Consider the following 16,950-nt stretch of genomic DNA (forward strand, 5'->3'; position numbering starts at 1 on the left):
AGTTGCGTTTCAATGGCGTTACAGGCAGCAATATTTCCGCATTGCCGCATGGGCATGATATTCGCGGCCCGAGCGGCGGATCATCGCGCGGGTCGTCCCGGGGCCTCAACGCAGGCGGAAGTCCACGTCGGGATAGCCATGGCCGGGGGGCACGCCCGCCCAGCGCTCGTCGCCTTCGCTGCGAACGACGGGCAGGATCTCGCGCACCGGAAATTCAAGCGCGCTCGCCCTGGCGTCGGCAAACCCCCGGCCCATGGCAAGCCGCATCAGCGTCGCGCGCGTAGGGCCCAGGATCTTCAGCCTGCCTCCTTCCGCATCCTCGATCAGCGCGCCTGCGCTGGCCCAGAAGCTGGCCGCATTCTCGGTCCGGTCGGGAGAGACGGGCGCACCCGCGGGTGCCTGCACGAGATAGAAGCGCGCATCGAAACGGCGCGCCAGCACGATTTCGGCAGGCGGGCACCAGCGCGCGAAGGGCATCAGCGCGGCCGGGTCCAGCGCCCAGCCGCGATCCGCCAGCAGCGCTGCGAACTCCGCACCCGCCAGCAATTCGGCGCGCGCCCGCGCAAGTTCGGAAAAGTCGGCATCGCCGCGCAGCCCGCACAGCAGGCCGGTTTCCTCGAAGGTTTCGCGCAGCGCCGCCACGCGGGCGGAGGCTTCGGCCGGCGGCAGTCCGGGCGCCAGCCTTTGCGCCAGCACGCCGTCCGCCGCTTCGACGCGCCCGCCCGGAAATGCAATCATCCCGCCGGCAAAGGCCAGGCGGGACGATCGTTCGACCACAAGGATCTCGTCCGGCCCGCCAGAGGCGGAAGGACGCATCGCGATCAGCGTCGCTGCTGGGATCGCATCCTTCAGCCGCTGCGCCAGATCGGGCCTGTCATCAAGCTCCATCGGACGCGCGGCCTTCCTCTATTCGGCCTTGGCGCAGCCCTGCTCGTTCATCAGCGTCTGCAGTTCGCCGGCCTCGAACATCTCCATCATGATGTCGCTGCCGCCGACGAATTCGCCTTTGACATAAAGCTGCGGAATGGTCGGCCATTCGGAATAGGCCTTGATGCCCTGCCGGATTTCCATGTCCTGCAGCACGTCGACCGATCCATAGGCCACGCCGCAATGCTCGAGGATGGCGACCGCGCGGCTGGAAAACCCGCACTGGGGGAACAGCGGCGTGCCTTTCATGAACAGGACGACATCGTCTTTGCTGACGATATCCTTGATGCGGTCATTGGTGTCGGACATTTGGGTTCCCGGTATTTTCAAAAATAGATTGTCGTGATCGTCAATTGGGAACCGCGGTGGTCAGTTGCAAGGCGTGGAGTTCCCCGCCCATGCGCCCGCCCAGTGCATCATAGACCGCCTTGTGCTGCTTCACGCGCGTCATCCCGGCGAAAGAGGGCGACACCACATGCGCCGCATAATGATCGCCGTCGCCCGCCAGATCGCGGATGGTGACGTCCGCATCGGGAATGGCATCGCGGATAAGGCGCTCGATCTCGTCTGCCTGCATCGCCATGATCAGCTCTCGCTCATCAGCTGGCGGCGCGCCTCGATCATCTTCTCGTCCAGCGCGGCGCGCACCATCGCGTCGTCGGTATCGACGCCCGCGCTGGTCAGGTCGCCCAGCACCTTGCGGATCACGTCCTCGTCGCCCGCTTCCTCGAAATCGGCCTGGACCACTGCCTTGCGATAGGCCTCGGTCTCGACATCAGACAGGCCCATCAGCCCGGCGGCCCATTCGCCCACCAGCCGGTTGCGGCGCGCGGTCACGCGGAACAGCATTTCCTCGTCCATCGCGGCCTTGGCTTCCTCGGCGCGGCGGCGGTCGTTGAAATCGGTCATTGTGGTCAGTCCTCTTCGAAAAACGGTGTCGTCAGGCCGCCTTGTCGCGCGGACCGGAAAGAAACGAAAGATCGCCCGCGGCCTTCGCCTCATAGGCGGAAATCGCGTCCTGGCGCGCCATGGTCAGCCCGACCTCGTCCAGTCCTTCCAGCAGGCAGTGGCGGCGGAACGGATCGATCTCGAACGTGAAGCGGTCCTGGAACGGCGTGGTGACGGTGCAATGTTCAAGGTCGATGGCGATCTCGTCGCTCGCCGCCACGTCCAGAAGGCGGTCGACCTGCTCCTGCGGCAGCGCGACGGTCAGGATCCCGTTCTTGAACGCATTGCCCGCGAATATGTCGGAAAAGCTGGGCGCGATCACCGCCGTGATCCCCATGTCGAGCAGCGCCCAGGCGGCATGCTCGCGGCTGGAACCGCAGCCGAAATTGTCGCCCGCGATCAGGATCGGCGCGCCTTCGAAGCGCGGATCGTCGAAGACATTGCCGTCCTTCGCGCGCACCGTCTCGAACGCGCCTTCGCCCAGCCCCTCGCGGGTGATGGTCTTCAGCCAGCGCGCGGGGATGATGACGTCGGTATCGACGTTCTTCGCTCCGAACGGGATGGCCCGCCCTTCGATCCGGTCAATCTTGTCCATGGATTCAGCCTATATGGCGAAGCCGCACGCGGCTCAACGTCCGAATGCGCGCGCCTGCGTGCCGGTGCGATCGGCTGCGATCAATCGGTCTCGGGATTCTCGCCCGAGGGGACCGAAGCGGCGGGCCTGTCCTTCTTCTTCGCGCGCTCCATCCGGCGCGAGGCGTACATGACCGCCGCCGCCAATGCGGCCGATCCGATCGCGGCACCTGCCATGGCGGCCTTGGAAGTCCAGCTGTTGTCTTCGCTCATGACGTTATCCGTCTTTCTGTGTCCGTTTCGGGCCTCTCGCCCGCCAGCGCCCTATCTCCCCTGCACGGGGTGAAACGCAAGGGCGCAGGGCGATTTTATTCACCGCTCCCGCCCCTGGTCCAGATGGCGCGCCAGCACCATCCAGCGCTGCTGCTTTTCCGCCGGCGTGATCGCGCAATAGGCCGGGCTGGAGGAAGGCAAATCGACCAGCGCGATGCCGCCTGCTCCCGCCATTGCCCGCCGCCCGATCCGCGCGGCGGCGCTGCCGTTGAAGGCGACCGCGCGCAGGTCGGGCAGGATGCCCGCCAGCCCGCGCAGATCGGTCCGCTCCACGTCGCGCAGCGCGGTGTCGAGGCTCCCCTCGCGCCGCCCGCTCGCCGCCACGTCCCAAAGCCCGATGCCGCGCGAAAGCAGCGCGGCCAGCCGTTCGTCATAGGGCAGGGCAGGCAGGTCGGGGATGTCTGCCGCGCCGCCAAGCAGATGCCAGAACCGGTTCTGCGGATGCGCGTAATAGCGCGCCTCGGCCAGCGAGCGGTCTCCCGGCAGGCTGCCGCAGATCAGCAGCCGCGTATCGGCATTCACGACCGGCGCGAAACCGGTCTTGCGAAGGGCGGCTGCGTCTTGGCTCACCATGCGATCACGCCGGTTCCGTCTCCGCCGCGCCCAGCATGCGCACATCGGTCAGCCGGCCCGTCACCGCCGCCGCCGCCGCCATCGCGGGGCTGACCAGATGGGTGCGAGACCCCGGACCCTGACGACCCACGAAATTGCGGTTCGAGGTCGAGGCGCAGCGCTCGCCCGCGGGCACCTTGTCGGGGTTCATGCCAAGACAGGCCGAACAGCCCGGCTCGCGCCATTCGAGGCCTGCGTCGGTGAAGATCTTGTCCAGCCCCTCGGCCTCGGCCTGCAGCTTGACCAGTCCCGATCCGGGCACCACGATGGCCCATGTCACATTGGCGGCCTTCTTGCGCCCCTTCAGCACGGCGGCGGCGGCGCGCAGATCCTCGATCCGGCTGTTGGTGCAGCTGCCGATGAAGACGTTCTGCACCTCGATATCGGTCATCTTCATGCCCGGCTCCAGCCCCATGTAGTCGAGGCCGGCCTGCGCCGCGGCCTGCTTCGACGGATCGGCAAAGCTGGCGGGATCGGGCACGCTGCCGGTGATCGCGACGGTATCCTCGGGGCTGGTGCCCCAGGTGACGGTTGGCTGGATGTCGGCGGCGTCGATCACCACGGTCTTGTCGAACACCGCACCCTGGTCAGTGGGCAGCGTCTTCCACCATGCCAGCGCCTTGTCCCAGTCGGCACCCTTGGGCGCCATCGGGCGGCCCTTCAGATAGGCAAAGGTCGTCTCGTCCGGGGCGATAAGCCCCGCGCGCGCGCCGCCCTCGATCGCCATGTTGCACACGGTCAGGCGGCTCTCGATGCTCATGCCCTCGAACACCTTGCCGCGATATTCGACGACATGGCCGGTGCCGCCCGCCGTGCCTGTCACGCCGATGATATGCATGACGACATCCTTGGCGGTCACGCCGGGGGCCAGCTCGCCCTCCACGCGCACTTCCATGGTCTTCGACCGCTTCAGCAGCAGCGTCTGCGTCGCCAGCACATGCTCGACCTCGCTGGTGCCGATCCCGAACGCCAGCGCGCCCAGCCCGCCGTGGCTGGCCGTATGCGAATCGCCGCACACGATGGTCGCGCCCGGTAGAGAGAATCCCTGCTCCGGCCCCACGACATGCACGATGCCCTGTTCCTTGTCCGCGTCGCCAATATAGCGAATCCCGAACGAAGGCGCATTGCCCTCCAGCGCGGCCAGCTGCTGCGCGCTGGCGGGATCGGCGATGGGGATGCGCTGGCCCGCATCGTTGCGCCGCGCGGTGGTCGGCAGGTTGTGGTCGGGCACCGCCAGCGTCAGATCGGGGCGGCGCACCGTGCGGCCCGCCATGCGCAGCGCCTCGAACGCCTGCGGGCTCGTCACCTCGTGGACGAGGTGGCGGTCGATATAGACAAGGCAGGTGCCGTCGTCGCGGCGCTCCACCACATGGGCGTCGAAGATCTTTTCGTACAGGGTGCGGGGCGTGTCGGTCATGATGCACGCGCATTTGCTCTGCCATCGGTAACATTGCAAGCCCGCAGCCGTGTGCAATTGCCTCCGCGGCCCGGTGAGAGTAGAGCGGGGCCGACATGTCGATCCTTGCCAAGATAGCAATCACGCTTGCCGCCTGCGCCGCGATGGAAGGCGTCGCCTGGGCCAGCCACAAGTACATCATGCACGGCTGGGGCTGGGGCTGGCACCGCGACCACCACGAACGGCACGACAATTTTCTCGAAAAGAACGATCTCTACGCCCTGGTCGGCGCAGCCATGAGCATCGCGATGTTCGCGCTGGGCAGCCCGCTGGTCATGGGCGCGTCGGCGTGGGAGCCCGCGACATGGATCGGCATGGGCATATTGCTGTACGGCGTGATCTACACGCTGGTGCACGACGGCCTCGTCCATCAGCGCTGGTTCCGCTACGTCCCGCGCGGCGGTTATCTGAAACGGCTGGTCCAGGCCCACCACCTCCACCACGCCACGCAGTCGAAGGAAGGCGGCGTCAGCTTCGGCTTCGTCATCGCGCGCAGCCCGGCAGCCCTGAAACGCGACCTGAAGGCCCAGCGCGAAGCTGGCAGGGCGGTATTGCGCGAAGGCGCGGGGGTTTAGCGCCGCGCTGCTGCGGCAGGTTTCAGGTGCTTGGGTAAAGTTGATCGGATGACCGGAACGGGGTGGATAGCTGCCGCTAAATATCGAACCTCAACGCCGAAGAGTCGCCTTCCCAAAATCGATAAAGCTTGTCCCACCATTTGCGGGTTTCCGGGCCAAGGTAGGGATCGAAGTCCGATGCATGAACGCCGCCATCACCTCTAAATCGGTCGTTGCCGCCTAGATGATTTTGTATGCTCTCCAAGAACCCGATTGTCGCAGCCTCCTGCACATATTCGTCCCCCTCGATGTGCCAAAGCTCGACGACTTCAAAGACTTTGTCGAAGTTCGAAATGTCCCCTCGACGCATTCGGTCGATCAGGTGCCTCGCAAGGTCGCCCAACGCGATGTATCGCGGCAACTGTGGCTCGTCTGAGTAGTCAGCTAGGAACGCTTGCCACTGGCCACTGAACGACGGGTCAGCCTCAAGCATCGGTGCAAACATTTCATCGCGTTCGATCATTGGCTTAGTTTGACGGCTCACCTGCGAGTCAGCAATCGGTCGTTACCGGAAAGTCCGCTCTCGGCCAGAAACCCGCAAAAGCCGCCGCCTCAGCAATCAACCCTTCGCCGCCGCGGCCCGCTCATGATGCCGGATCACCTCGTCGATCACGAAGCGCAGGAACTTCTCCGAAAATTCCGGATCCAGGTCCGCTTCCGCCGCCAAAGCGCGCAGGCGTTCGATCTGGCGCTGCTCGCGGGTCGGGTCGGCGGGGGGCAGGGCGGCCTTCGCCTTGTATTCGCCCACCGCCTGCGTGATCCGAAAGCGTTCGGCCAGGATGTGGATCAGCGCCGCATCGATATTGTCGATGCTCTTGCGAAAGGCGGCCAGCACCGCATCGGGCGCGGCTTCGTCCATGGTGCGTTCGTCGGTCATGATGCGCGCCCTATAATGCAGGGGGCCTTTCACGCAAATTCTTTGCGCGATCGGCCGCCTGCGCGCAGCTTTCGGCCGGCTTTCCCATCGCCGCAAGTGCGAACTTGGTGCTTGCCATCGGGCACCCCGGGCCACTAGGGAGACCGCGTGACTGCGACTGTCCATACCCTCCCGCGAAGCGACGCTTCCCTCGCGCCCATCCTTGCCCTGACGGCCGATGGCATGAACCATGTCAATGCGATCATCCTCGATCGGATGCAGTCGAAAATCCCGCTTATTCCGGCGCTTGCAGGCCATCTGATCGCGGGCGGGGGCAAGCGGATGCGTCCGATGCTCACCCTCGCCAGCGCCGCGCTGCTGGAATACGAAGGCGCGCGCCATTACAAGCTGGCCGCCGTGGTCGAGTTCATCCACACCGCCACGCTGCTGCATGACGACGTCGTCGACGGATCCGACATGCGCCGCGGCAAGCAGGCCGCCAATGTCGTGTTCGGCAATCCCGCCGCCGTGCTGGTCGGCGACTTCCTGTTCTCGCGCAGTTTCGAGCTGATGACCGAGGATGGCAGCCTGCGCGTGCTCAAGATCCTGTCGGGCGCCAGCGCGATCATCGCCGAGGGCGAGGTCGACCAGCTGACGGCCCAAAGACAATTGGAGACGAGCGAGGAGCGCTATCTCCAGATCGTGGGCGCGAAGACCGCCGCGCTGTTCGCCGCCGCCTGCCGCATTGCCGCGGTGGTCGCCGAACGCGATGCCAAGATCGAGCAGGCGCTCGACGATTACGGCCGCAACCTCGGCATCGCGTTCCAGCTGGTCGACGACGCGATCGACTACGATTCCGAAGTCGCCGAAAGCGGCAAGGACAAGGGCGACGATTTCCGCGACGGCAAGATGACGCTGCCCGTGATCCTGGCCTATGCCCGCGGGTCCGAGGACGAGCGCGCGTTCTGGCGCGAGGCGATGAGCGGCAAGCGCACGTCGGACGAAGACCTTGCCCATGCGATCTCGCTGATCGCCAGGCACGACGCGGTGAACGACACGCGCGAACGGGCCAAGCATTTCGCCAATCGCGCGATCGACGCGATCTCGGGCTTTCCCGCCAATCCGGCCCGCGCCGCGATGATAGAGGCGGTGCAATTCGCGGTGGCGCGCCGCTTCTGATGCTTTTAGGCGGGCGCTGATGAGCCTGCCTGTTCAAGAAATCCTGCCCGACCTGCTGGCCGCGCTGCGTGCCGGCCCGAACGCGGTGCTGGTCGCGCCGCCCGGCGCGGGCAAGACCACCGCGGTTCCACCCGCGCTGATCGACCAGCCGTGGTGTTCGGGACAGGTCTGGGTCCTGTCCCCCCGGCGCGTCGCCGCCCGTGCCGCCGCCGAACGCATGGCGCAGATGCTGAACGAAAAGCCGGGCGAGACCATCGGCTATCGCACCCGCATGGACAGCAAGACCGGCGCGAAAACCCGCGTGGTCGTCATGACCGAGGCGATCTTCGTCAACGCTATCGCGCAGGACCCCGAACTGGCGGGCGTCTCCGCCGTGCTGTTCGACGAGGCGCATGAACGCCATCTCGATTCCGACCTCGGCCTCGCGCTGGCGCTGCAGACGCAGGAGGTGCTGCGCGAGGATCTGCGCCTGCTGGTGATGAGCGCCACCATCGACGGCGCGCGCTTCGCGGCGCTGATGGGCCCCGATACCCCGGTGCTGGAAAGCGCAGGAAAAGCCTGGCCGCTGGAACTGCGCTGGCTGGGCAGCGACCCCGCCCGCCGGATCGAGGACCGCATGGCAAGCGCGCTGCTGACCGCATGGCGCGAAACAGCCAATGAACCCGGCGGCGACATCCTCGCCTTCCTCCCCGGCGTGGGCGAGATCGAGCGTGTGCGCGAACGGCTCGAGGAACGGCTGGCCGGCACGCCGATCCTGCCGCTCCACGGCCAGTGCGAACCCGCCGCCCAGCGCGAGGCGATCCGCAAGGACGCGCAGGGCCGCCGCCGCATCGTGCTGGCCACTGCCATCGCGGAAACCTCGCTGACATTGGACGGCGTATCGGTGGTGGTCGATTCGGGCCTGTCCCGCCACGCGACTTTCGACGTGGCGGCGGGCACCAGCCATCTCGTCACCCGCCAGTCCAGCCGCGCCGCGTCCGACCAGTGCGCAGGCCGCGCCGCGCGCCAGCAGGCAGGCACCGCCTATCGCCTGTGGGAAGAGGCCGCCCACGCGGGCCGCCCCGCCTACGACCCGCCCGAGATCACCACTGCCGATCTCGCCCCGCTGGTGCTGACCCTGGCGCGTATCGGAGAGCGTGATCCCGCCGCGCTGCGCTGGCTCGACGGACCGCCCGCCGCTTTGGTGTCGGGCGCGCGCGAACGATTGCGGGCCCTGGGCGCGCTGGATGCCGATAACCGCGTCACCCCGTTCGGCGAGGCTTTGGCCAGCCTGCCGATGGACCCTGTGCATGGCGCGCTGGTCCTCCATGGCGCACGCGCGGGCGAAGCCGAAGCGGCGGCACGGCTGGCCCTTCTGCTGCAGGAACGCGCGCTTGGCGGACGGGGCGAGGATCTTCACCAGCGCCTGATGCGCTGGGACGGGCAGGGCGGGGGCAAGCCGGAGCAGGCACGCAAGCTGGCCGCAGGCTGGGCCAGGCGCGCCGCCACTATCGTGGAACGCTGCCGACACGCCCCGGGCGGTCACCCCGGCCTCCATCTCGCGCTCGCCATGCCCGGCCATGTGGCCCGGCGCCGCGACGCCAGCGGCGAGAACTGGATCAGCGCGGGCGGGCGCGGCTTCATCCTCGATCCCACGTCGCCCCTGGCGCGCGGCGAGTGGCTGGCGATCGGCGACGCACAGGGCCAGGCGAAAGGCGCGCGCATCACGGCAGCATGGCCGCTGGAGGAAGCCGAGGTCGAGCAGGCATTGGGCCGCCAGATCGAACGCCGCCATCTTCTCCGCTGGAACGCGGGCGAACAGCGGGTCGAGGCGCGGCAGGAACGCAGGCTGGGCGCGATCACGCTGGCGACCGGGCCCGACCCCGACCCCGATGCCGAGGCGATTGTGGACCTCCTTGTGGAAAAGCTGTTGGAGGATCCGGCAAAACATCTTCCGCAGGCGCTGCTCGCCCGCGCGCGCCATGCGGGGATCGATGCGTTCGCGCCCGAAGCGCTGGCCGGATCCGCCGAACTCTGGGCGCGCCCGCTGCTGGGCAAAAGGCGCGACCTGAAACTGCCGAAAGGCGCGCTGACCGATGCGCTGCTGAACCTGCTCGACTGGGACCAGCGGCAGGCGCTCGACCGGCTGGCCCCGCGCGAATTCGTGACGCCTGCGGGCACGCATCATGCCATCGATTACGAAAGCGACGGAGCGCCGCAGGTCGAGGTGCGCGTGCAGGCGCTGTTCGGCCTCGACCGCCATCCGATGATCGGGCCGAAGGGGCAGGACACGCCGCTGCTGCTCCACCTGACCAGCCCCGCGGGCCGCCCGCTTCAGGCGACGCGCGACCTGCCCGGTTTCTGGCGCGGCAGCTGGGCCGACGTCGCCAAGGACATGAAGGGCCGCTATCCCAGGCACCGCTGGCCCGACCGCCCGTGGGAGGAAGCCCCCAGCCTCAAGACGAAGAACGCGTTCGAGCGGGGACGCTGATCGATGCGATCCCGCTTGATTTTCGCGCCCGCTTGAGCCAACGAAACGCCATGCCAGCACGTATCTATCAGCGCCCCAAGAACGCCATGCAATCGGGCAAGGCCCGCACCTCCGACTGGGTGCTCGATTTCGTACCGGCAGAGGCGAAGCGCCCGGACCCGCTGATGGGCTGGGCCGGGTCGGGCGACACGCAGCAGCAGGTGCAGCTGTCGTTCCCCGACAAGGACGCGGCGGTCGCCTATGCCGAGAAATACGGCATCGACGCGCATGTCATCGCCACCCCGCCCAAGCGGCTGAAGATCCAGGCCTACGCCGACAATTTCCGCTAGGTTCCACAGGCGTAGAGGGGGCCGCACAAGCAGCCCCTTGCTTTCCGCGCCGACCCCCGCCATATGGCCCACCGGGAGTCGGGCGGACGTTCGCGTTCGCCAACCTGGTCAGGTCCGGAAGGAAGCAGCCACAACGGATTGCTGCGGGTCGCTCGGCTCCTTTTTCCCACCCAGCATGTCGGCTATCGAGCCTGTCGGCAGGACGATCACGCCATGACCGACCGGTATGACGCCATGATAATGGGCGCAGGCGCGGCGGGCATGATGTGCGCCATGCGCGCGGGCCAGCGCGGAAAGCGCGTGCTGGTGATCGAAAAGACCGCGAAACCCGGCGCCAAGATCCTGATCTCGGGCGGCGGTCGGTGCAATTTCACCAATATCCACACCGCGCCCGACCGCTTCCTCTCGGCCAATCCGCATTTCGTGAAATCGGCGCTCAGCCGCTACACGGCGCGCGACTTCCTCAGCCTTGTCGAGGCGCATGGCATCGAATGGCACGAAAAGACGCTGGGCCAGCTGTTCTGCGACGGCTCGGCGCGCCAGATCGTCGACATGCTGGTGGACGAGGTCGAGCGCGCAGGCGGCACATTCGCGCTGGGGCAGGACATCGCGTCCATCAGCCACGACGGCGAAAACTACGCGGCCCAAACGCAGGACGGCATTTTCACCGCGCCAAAGCTGGTGATCGCCACCGGCGGGCCGTCGATCCCCAAGATGGGCGCGACCGGCTTCGCCTATGACCTTGCTCGCCAGTTCGGCCTGAAAGTCGTCGAACCGCGCCCCGCGCTGGTCCCGCTGACGCTGAAGGGCGAGGACCTGCTGTTCCGCGAACTGTCGGGCGTATCCAGCGACGTCACCGCCATCGCGGGCAAGACGCGGTTCCGCGAGGCGGCGCTATTCACCCACCGCGGCCTGTCCGGCCCCGCGATCCTGCAGATCTCCAGCTACTGGCGGCCGGGTGAGAGCATCGCCATCGACTTCTTCCCCGATCGCCCCGCCGACTGGCTCCTCACCGCCAAGCGCGAACAGCCGCGCCGCATGTTCCGCAACCTGCTGGCCGAGGCGCTGCCCGAACGGCTCGCCGCCGTCCTTGCGGAGAAGCTCGAACTCGACGGCCCGCTGCAGGAACTGGCCGACAAGCGTCTGCGCGCCGCGCAGGAACGCCTTGCGCGCTGGCCCTTCACCCCCAGCGGCAGCGAAGGCTTTGCCAAGGCCGAGGTCACAATCGGCGGCATCGCCACCGCCGAATTGTCCTCGCAGACCATGGAATCCAAAAAGCGCCCCGGCCTCTATGCCATCGGCGAGGCGGTGGACGTCACCGGCTGGCTCGGCGGCTATAACTTCCAGTGGGCGTGGGCCAGCGGCTACGCTTGCGGCGAGGCGATCTAGCGCCCATCTCGGTTGGCGAAACGCCGCCGCGCCGGTTACACTTGCAACCCCGGTTACACTTGCAACCAAAGCCCGTTTGCGCTTTGGCATGCAGGAGGCGAGCCGGCAGACGCGCGCAGCTGGGCAATTGGCCCGGACAATTGGAGAGAACACGCACATGTCCGACGGACACGCCACGGGCCACGGCCCCTCGCTCGCCGCTTTCGACTGGGCGGATCCGTTCCTGCTGGAAGACCAGCTTACCGAGGACGAGCGCATGCTGCGCGATGCCGCGCATGAGTTCGCGCAGAGCAAGCTGCAGCCCCGCGTGATCGAGGCGTTCCAGAACGAACATACCGATCCCGCGATCTTCCCTGAAATGGGCGCGGCGGGCCTGCTGGGCGCAACCATCCCCGAGGAATTCGGGGGCCTGGGCGCAGGCTATGTCACCTATGGCCTGATCGCGCGCGAGGTCGAGCGGGTCGATTCGGGCTACCGCTCGATGATGAGCGTGCAGTCCAGCCTGGTGATGTATCCGATACACGCCTACGGATCGCCCGAGCAGCACCGCAAATATCTCCCCGGCCTTGCCAGCGGCGAACTGATCGGCTGCTTTGGCCTCACCGAACCCGATGCGGGCTCCGATCCTGCGGGCATGCGCACCACCGCGCGCAAGACGGGCGGCGGCTATGTGCTGAACGGCACCAAGACCTGGATCTCCAACTCCCCCATCGCCGACGTCTTCGTCGTCTGGGCCAAGTCCGAGGCGCATGGCGGCAAGATCCGCGGCTTCGTGCTGGAAAAGGGGATGAAGGGTCTGTCGGCCCCCAGGATCGAGGGCAAGCTGTCGCTGCGCGCCTCGATCACCGGCCAGATCGCGATGGACGATGTCGAAGTGGGCGAAGACGCGCTGCTGCCGAATGTCGAGGGGCTGAAGGGCCCGTTCGGCTGCCTCAACCGCGCGCGCTATGGCATTTCGTGGGGCGTGATGGGCGCGGCGGAATTCTGCTGGCACGCGGCGCGCGAATACGGCCTCGAACGCAAGCAGTTCGACAAACCGCTGGCGGGCACGCAATTGTTCCAGTTGAAACTCGCCAACATGCAGACCGAGATCGCGCTGGGCCTGCAGGCCTCGCTGCGCATCGGGCGGCTGATGGACGAAGGCAAGGCCGCGCCCGAGATGATCTCGCTCGCCAAGCGCAACAATTGCGGCAAGGCGCTCGACATCGCGCGCACGGCCCGCGACATGCACGGCGGCAACGGCATTTCGGGCGAGTACCAGGTGATCCGCCACATGGTGAACCTGGAAACGGTCAACACATACGAGGGCACGCATGACGTCCATGCGCTGATCCTGGGCCGCGCGCAGACGGGCATCCAAGCGTTCTTCTAAAAGGTCGCCGCCCCATGGCCAATCCCAACGACCGCGTCGCCGTCGTCCATGAAAATTTCCTGCGGCGCGTCGCGGCGGGCGATTTCCCGCAAGGTTCGCCGCCCTCGGGTCCGCTGGACGACATCACCGCCGTCCAGGTCTACCGCAGCGCCTGCCTGACCCGCGCGCTCGACCGCGAGAGCCGCAGGATGCAGGCGGCAGGGCAGGGTTACTACACCATCGGCCCGTCGGGCCACGAAGGCATGGGCGCGCTGGCCGCCGCGCTGGATCCGGCCGACACCGCTTTCCTCCATTACCGCGACGCCGCATTCCAGATCCAGCGCGCCGAGCAGCTTGGCGGCCAGACCACGGCATGGGACATGCTGCTGTCCTATGCCTGCAGCGGCGAGGATCCGATCTCGGGCGGGCGGCACAAGGTGCTGGGATCGAAGGCGCTGAATATCCCGCCGCAGACCTCGACCATCGCCAGCCATCTGCCCAAGGCGGTCGGCGCGGCCTATTCGCTGGGCCTCGCCCGCCGCCGCCCGCCCGAATTCCGCGCGATGGCGGACGGGTCGATCGCGGTGTGCTCGTTCGGCGATGCCTCGGTCAACCATTCCACCGCGCAAGGGGCGTTCAACACGGCGGCGTGGACCAGCTACCAGTCGATCCCGCTGCCGCTGCTGTTCGTGTGCGAGGATAACGGCATCGGCATCTCGACCAAGACGCCCGGCGGCTGGATCCGCGCCAATTTCGAAAACCGCCCCGGTATCCGTTTTTTCGCCTGCGACGGGCTGGACATGTTCCAGACCTATGCCGCCGCGCGTGAGGCCGCGGCCTACGTCCGCAACCGCCGCAAGCCCGCTTTCCTCCACATGCGCACGATCCGCCTCTATGGTCACGCCGGCGCGGACATGGCGATGGCCTATCTGTCGCGCGAAGAGGTCGAGGCCGAGGAAGCGAACGACCCGCTGCTCCACATGGTCCGCCAGCTGGCCGAGGCCGAGATCATGGAGCCCGCCGAAGCGCTGGCGATCTACACCGACACCGCCGCGCGCGTCGCCCGCATCGCCACACAGGTGGTGCAACGCCCGCGCCTGCAGACCGCCACCCAGGTGATGCAAAGCCTGATCCCGCCCGGACGCGACTGCCGCCCGCTGCCCGCGCCCGATCCGGCCTTGCGCGAAGGCGTCTTCGGCAGCGACATGGCCGCGCTGCAAAAGCCGCAGCCGATGGGCAAGATGATCAATCTGGCGCTGACCGACCTGATGCTCTCGCACTCCGACATCGTGATGATGGGCGAGGATATCGCGAGGAAGGGCGGCAATTACGGCATCACGCAAAGGCTGTCGGCGCGCTTCGGCAAGGACCGCGTGATCGACACGCTGCTCGACGAACAGGCGATCCTCGGCCTCGCCATCGGCGTGGCGCAGAACGGTTTCCTGCCGATCCCCGAAATCCAGTTCCTCGCCTATCTCCACAATGCCGAGGACCAGCTGCGGGGCGAGGCGGCGACCCTGCCGTTCTTCTCGGACGGGCAGTTCACCAATCCGATGGTCGTGCGCATCTCGGGCTTCGGATACCAGCGCGGCTTCGGCGGGCATTTCCACAACGACAATTCGGTGGCGGTGCTGCGCGACATTCCAGGGTTGATCCTCTGCGCGCCGTCGAACGGGCGCGACGCCGCGCTGATGCTGCGCGAATGCGTAAGGCTGGCGCGCGAGGAACAGCGGCTGGTCGTGTTCCTCGAACCCATCGCGCTCTATGCGACGCGCGACTTGCACGAGGCTGGCGACGGCGGCTGGCTGACGCACTATCCCGACGCCGACGAAGCCATCGCGCTGGGCGAGGTCGGCGTCCACGGCGCAGAAAATGGGGGGGAGGGCCGCGATCTGGCCATCGTGACCTTCGCCAATGGCGCCTTTCTCGCCCGTCAGGCGCTGCCCCTGCTGGCGGAAAAGGGCATAGACGCGCGCATCATCGACATACGCTGGCTCTCCCCCCTCCCGGCCGAGGCCATCGCGCAGGCCGCCCGCGACTGCCGCGCCGCGTTGATCGTCGACGAAACGCGCCGCACCGGCGGCGTGGCCGAGGCGTTGATGGCGCTGCTGGACGAGCACACCGACCTGCCGAAATCGCGCCTCACCGCGCAGGACAGCTTCATCCCGACCGGACCCGCCTATGCCGCGACCATGCCCTCGCGCCACTCCATCGTCGAAGCCGCCACGGCGCTGATGGAGCGCGCGCGATGAAAACCGTCCCATGAGAACCGCCCCATGAAAACCGCCGTCGTCATCTGCCCGGGCCGCGGCACCTATAACGCGGGCGAACTCGGCTATCTTGCGCGCCATTTCCCGGATCCGCGCCTGCTGACCGAATTCGACGCGCAGCGCACCGCGGCAGGGCAGGACACGCTGACCGCGCTCGACACGGCGGACCGGTTCTCGCCCGCAAGGCACACGCGCGGCGACAATGCCTCGGGCCTGATCTTCGCGGCGTCCTATGGTGACTATCTTTCCATCGACCGCGAAAGGGTCGAGATCGTCGCCGTCACCGGCAATTCGATGGGCTGGTACAGCGCGCTGGCCTGCGGCGGCGCGCTGTCGCCGCAGGACGGTTTCCGCGTCGCCAACACCATGGGCACGCTGATGCAGCAGGCGCTGATCGGCGGCCAACTGATCCATCCATGGATGGGCGAGGACTGGGTGCCCGATCTCGCCCGCAAGCGCGACCTCCTAGACCTGACCGCCCGTATCGGGGCAAAGCCGGACTGCCAGCTTCACCTCTCCATCGACCTTGGCGGCATGCTGGTGCTGGCAGGCGACAGCGCCGGGCTGCAGGCGTTCGAACAGTCGGTCGAACCCGCGCAGCAGCGCTTTCCGATGCGGCTTCCCAATCACGCAGCGTTCCACACGCCGATGCAGGAACCGGTCGCCGCGCGCGGACGCGAAGCTCTGGGCTCCGACCTGTTCGGACAGCCCGAAACCCCTCTGGTCGACGGCAATGGCCGCATCTGGTGGCCCGGCGCCAGCGACCCTCAGGCGCTCTACGACTACACGCTGGGCGCGCAGGTCACGCAGCCATATGATTTCACCCGCGCCGTCACCGTCGCCGCGCGCGAATTCGCGCCCGAACTGTTCATCATCCTCGGCCCCGGCACCACTCTGGGCGGGGCGGTGGCGCAATCGCTGATCGTGGCGGATTGGCGGCAGATGCGCGGGCGCGGCGATTTCCGGCGGGAGCAGGACGCCACCGGCCTGCTCGCCGCGATGGGCATGGCCGACCAGCGCGGCGCCGTCGCCAAGGCTGAACGCGGGCAATAGCATTTGTTAAGCAGAAACTCAGACGCCGAGGCGTAACATCTCTTGGTCCGGTCGCGCGAAGCCTGCCGGGACAAGGAGAACGGCGCTCGATGTTCATGGACCTGACCTATCCCGGCCCCGGCGGGGAACCGTCGAAGCCGCATTGCCACAGCTGCCAGCAGACGATCTCGCCGGGCGAGCGCACCGCCGAGGTGCGCTTCGACGAGGGAGACGAGCGGCTGCGGATGCTGAACGGCCTGTATCATGACGGCTGCGCCCGCCCGATCCTGTCGGTCAAGCGCGCGCTCGACATGCTGCGCGGCGGGCCTGGCTCCTAGTCCTGCATCACTCCTCCCGATCGGCCGCGCCCAGCAGGTCCATCAGGTTGCGTGCCGCCTCGCGCTCGCTCTCGTCCTTGAACGCGACATCCAGGTCGGGCGCCGACCCCAGCGTATGAAGCAGCGCCCACAGCACGAAGCGCTGCGCCGGCTGGGCCGCAAGGCCCAGGTCCACCCGCATGTGCTCGATCCCCGCCTCGCGCGCGGCGGGCGGCACGGCGGCCATGTCGGACGTTCCGAAATAACGGCGCAATTGTTCGTCGAAATCCATCG

The 16,950-nt window shown here is 67.3% G+C and carries 20 protein-coding genes and 1 other RNA gene; 10 read left to right on the forward strand and 11 right to left on the reverse strand.

Features of this window, described 5'->3' with window-relative positions; genetic code table 11:
* Positions 1–105: 105 nt before the first annotated feature.
* The 8 genes from A9D14_RS03800 to leuC form a co-directional block, all read right to left on the reverse strand.
* Positions 106–888, reverse strand: a complete 783-nt coding sequence (locus A9D14_RS03800) for an NUDIX hydrolase (RefSeq protein WP_066843059.1) — start codon at positions 886–888, stop codon at positions 106–108.
* 18 nt (positions 889–906) lie between these two features.
* A complete protein-coding gene (grxD, locus tag A9D14_RS03805; RefSeq protein ID WP_066843061.1) occupies positions 907–1,236 on the reverse strand; it encodes a Grx4 family monothiol glutaredoxin in 330 nt (109 codons plus the stop codon).
* 40 nt (positions 1,237–1,276) lie between these two features.
* Entirely contained in the window at positions 1,277–1,510 is a 234-nt protein-coding gene (locus A9D14_RS03810; RefSeq protein ID WP_066843063.1) for a BolA family protein, read from the reverse strand.
* Between the two features lie 2 nt (positions 1,511–1,512).
* Positions 1,513–1,836, reverse strand: coding sequence for a DUF1476 domain-containing protein (locus tag A9D14_RS03815; protein ID WP_066843065.1), 324 nt, complete (start codon positions 1,834–1,836; stop codon positions 1,513–1,515).
* 31 nt (positions 1,837–1,867) lie between these two features.
* Positions 1,868–2,470: a 3-isopropylmalate dehydratase small subunit gene (gene leuD / locus A9D14_RS03820; RefSeq protein ID WP_066843066.1), complete on the reverse strand. Its 603-nt coding sequence runs from the start codon at positions 2,468–2,470 to the stop codon at positions 1,868–1,870.
* 80 nt (positions 2,471–2,550) lie between these two features.
* Complete coding sequence (locus tag A9D14_RS03825) at positions 2,551–2,721, reverse strand: isopropylmalate isomerase (protein ID WP_087910452.1); 171 nt, start codon at positions 2,719–2,721, stop codon at positions 2,551–2,553.
* Between the two features lie 99 nt (positions 2,722–2,820).
* Positions 2,821–3,354: a DNA-deoxyinosine glycosylase gene (locus tag A9D14_RS03830; protein WP_066843067.1), complete on the reverse strand. Its 534-nt coding sequence runs from the start codon at positions 3,352–3,354 to the stop codon at positions 2,821–2,823.
* Positions 3,355–3,358: 4 nt separating this feature from the next.
* The gene (gene leuC, locus A9D14_RS03835) at positions 3,359–4,810 is read right to left on the reverse strand and encodes a 3-isopropylmalate dehydratase large subunit (protein ID WP_066843068.1); all 1,452 of its coding nucleotides are present in this window, start codon (positions 4,808–4,810) and stop codon (positions 3,359–3,361) included.
* 95 nt (positions 4,811–4,905) lie between these two features.
* On the opposite strand from leuC, the gene A9D14_RS03840 reads away from it, so the two are divergent.
* Positions 4,906–5,424, forward strand: coding sequence for a sterol desaturase family protein (locus tag A9D14_RS03840; protein WP_066843069.1), 519 nt, complete (start codon positions 4,906–4,908; stop codon positions 5,422–5,424).
* A gap of 76 nt (positions 5,425–5,500) precedes the next feature.
* On the opposite strand, the gene A9D14_RS03845 is transcribed toward A9D14_RS03840, so the two are convergent.
* Positions 5,501–5,926 carry a DUF7674 family protein gene (locus A9D14_RS03845; protein WP_083987613.1) on the reverse strand — a complete coding sequence of 142 codons (426 nt, stop codon included), beginning with the start codon at positions 5,924–5,926 and terminating at the stop codon, positions 5,501–5,503.
* Between the two features lie 96 nt (positions 5,927–6,022).
* Positions 6,023–6,340 carry a chorismate mutase gene (locus tag A9D14_RS03850; protein ID WP_066843074.1) on the reverse strand — a complete coding sequence of 106 codons (318 nt, stop codon included), beginning with the start codon at positions 6,338–6,340 and terminating at the stop codon, positions 6,023–6,025.
* A gap of 147 nt (positions 6,341–6,487) precedes the next feature.
* Here A9D14_RS03850 and A9D14_RS03855 point away from each other — a divergent pair, with 147 nt between their 5' ends.
* The 9 genes from A9D14_RS03855 (at position 6,488) to A9D14_RS03895 (ending at position 16,677) form a co-directional block, all read left to right on the forward strand.
* Positions 6,488–7,498 carry a polyprenyl synthetase family protein gene (locus A9D14_RS03855; RefSeq protein ID WP_066843077.1) on the forward strand — a complete coding sequence of 337 codons (1,011 nt, stop codon included), beginning with the start codon at positions 6,488–6,490 and terminating at the stop codon, positions 7,496–7,498.
* Between the two features lie 19 nt (positions 7,499–7,517).
* Positions 7,518–9,968, forward strand: a complete 2,451-nt coding sequence (gene hrpB / locus A9D14_RS03860) for an ATP-dependent helicase HrpB (protein ID WP_066843079.1) — start codon at positions 7,518–7,520, stop codon at positions 9,966–9,968.
* A gap of 50 nt (positions 9,969–10,018) precedes the next feature.
* A complete protein-coding gene (locus A9D14_RS03865) occupies positions 10,019–10,297 on the forward strand; it encodes an ETC complex I subunit (protein ID WP_066843081.1) in 279 nt (92 codons plus the stop codon).
* A gap of 71 nt (positions 10,298–10,368) precedes the next feature.
* An RNA gene (ffs, locus tag A9D14_RS03870) (signal recognition particle sRNA small type) lies at positions 10,369–10,463 on the forward strand.
* A gap of 47 nt (positions 10,464–10,510) precedes the next feature.
* A complete protein-coding gene (locus A9D14_RS03875) occupies positions 10,511–11,686 on the forward strand; it encodes a BaiN/RdsA family NAD(P)/FAD-dependent oxidoreductase (protein ID WP_066843084.1) in 1,176 nt (391 codons plus the stop codon).
* 157 nt (positions 11,687–11,843) lie between these two features.
* Positions 11,844–13,058, forward strand: a complete 1,215-nt coding sequence (locus A9D14_RS03880; RefSeq protein WP_066843086.1) for an acyl-CoA dehydrogenase — start codon at positions 11,844–11,846, stop codon at positions 13,056–13,058.
* A 14-nt stretch (positions 13,059–13,072) separates the two neighbouring features.
* Positions 13,073–15,289, forward strand: a complete 2,217-nt coding sequence (locus A9D14_RS03885; RefSeq protein ID WP_066843088.1) for a thiamine pyrophosphate-dependent enzyme — start codon at positions 13,073–13,075, stop codon at positions 15,287–15,289.
* A 24-nt stretch (positions 15,290–15,313) separates the two neighbouring features.
* Positions 15,314–16,360: an ACP S-malonyltransferase gene (locus tag A9D14_RS03890; protein ID WP_066843089.1), complete on the forward strand. Its 1,047-nt coding sequence runs from the start codon at positions 15,314–15,316 to the stop codon at positions 16,358–16,360.
* A gap of 89 nt (positions 16,361–16,449) precedes the next feature.
* Positions 16,450–16,677: a hypothetical protein gene (locus tag A9D14_RS03895; protein WP_087910453.1), complete on the forward strand. Its 228-nt coding sequence runs from the start codon at positions 16,450–16,452 to the stop codon at positions 16,675–16,677.
* Positions 16,678–16,684: 7 nt separating this feature from the next.
* Here the strand turns inward: A9D14_RS03895 and A9D14_RS03900 are convergent, their stop codons facing one another.
* Positions 16,685–16,948: a hypothetical protein gene (locus A9D14_RS03900; protein WP_066843092.1), complete on the reverse strand. Its 264-nt coding sequence runs from the start codon at positions 16,946–16,948 to the stop codon at positions 16,685–16,687.
* Positions 16,949–16,950 lie beyond the last annotated feature (2 nt).

Source organism: Croceicoccus marinus (genome assembly GCF_001661675.2).
Taxonomy (GTDB): Bacteria; Pseudomonadota; Alphaproteobacteria; order Sphingomonadales; family Sphingomonadaceae; genus Croceicoccus; species Croceicoccus marinus.

Bases quoted from the DNA above. Each gene is read 5' to 3' on its own strand.
- A9D14_RS03895 (WP_087910453.1), top strand. From the start codon at position 16,450: ATGTTCATGGACCTGACCTATCCCGGCCCCGGCGGGGAACCGTCGAAG.
- hrpB (WP_066843079.1), top strand. From the start codon at position 7,518: ATGAGCCTGCCTGTTCAAGAAATCCTGCCCGACCTGCTGGCCGCGCTG.
- A9D14_RS03840 (WP_066843069.1), top strand. From the start codon at position 4,906: ATGTCGATCCTTGCCAAGATAGCAATCACGCTTGCCGCCTGCGCCGCG.
- A9D14_RS03830 (WP_066843067.1), bottom strand. From the start codon at position 3,354: ATGGTGAGCCAAGACGCAGCCGCCCTTCGCAAGACCGGTTTCGCGCCG.
- A9D14_RS03845 (WP_083987613.1), bottom strand. From the start codon at position 5,926: ATGATCGAACGCGATGAAATGTTTGCACCGATGCTTGAGGCTGACCCG.
- A9D14_RS03885 (WP_066843088.1), top strand. From the start codon at position 13,073: ATGGCCAATCCCAACGACCGCGTCGCCGTCGTCCATGAAAATTTCCTG.
- A9D14_RS03865 (WP_066843081.1), top strand. From the start codon at position 10,019: ATGCCAGCACGTATCTATCAGCGCCCCAAGAACGCCATGCAATCGGGC.
- A9D14_RS03825 (WP_087910452.1), bottom strand. From the start codon at position 2,721: ATGAGCGAAGACAACAGCTGGACTTCCAAGGCCGCCATGGCAGGTGCC.
- grxD (WP_066843061.1), bottom strand. From the start codon at position 1,236: ATGTCCGACACCAATGACCGCATCAAGGATATCGTCAGCAAAGACGAT.
- A9D14_RS03800 (WP_066843059.1), bottom strand. From the start codon at position 888: ATGGAGCTTGATGACAGGCCCGATCTGGCGCAGCGGCTGAAGGATGCG.
- A9D14_RS03880 (WP_066843086.1), top strand. From the start codon at position 11,844: ATGTCCGACGGACACGCCACGGGCCACGGCCCCTCGCTCGCCGCTTTC.
- leuD (WP_066843066.1), bottom strand. From the start codon at position 2,470: ATGGACAAGATTGACCGGATCGAAGGGCGGGCCATCCCGTTCGGAGCG.
- A9D14_RS03890 (WP_066843089.1), top strand. From the start codon at position 15,314: ATGAAAACCGCCGTCGTCATCTGCCCGGGCCGCGGCACCTATAACGCG.
- A9D14_RS03875 (WP_066843084.1), top strand. From the start codon at position 10,511: ATGACCGACCGGTATGACGCCATGATAATGGGCGCAGGCGCGGCGGGC.
- A9D14_RS03900 (WP_066843092.1), bottom strand. From the start codon at position 16,948: ATGGATTTCGACGAACAATTGCGCCGTTATTTCGGAACGTCCGACATG.
- A9D14_RS03815 (WP_066843065.1), bottom strand. From the start codon at position 1,836: ATGACCGATTTCAACGACCGCCGCCGCGCCGAGGAAGCCAAGGCCGCG.
- leuC (WP_066843068.1), bottom strand. From the start codon at position 4,810: ATGACCGACACGCCCCGCACCCTGTACGAAAAGATCTTCGACGCCCAT.
- A9D14_RS03810 (WP_066843063.1), bottom strand. From the start codon at position 1,510: ATGGCGATGCAGGCAGACGAGATCGAGCGCCTTATCCGCGATGCCATT.
- A9D14_RS03850 (WP_066843074.1), bottom strand. From the start codon at position 6,340: ATGACCGACGAACGCACCATGGACGAAGCCGCGCCCGATGCGGTGCTG.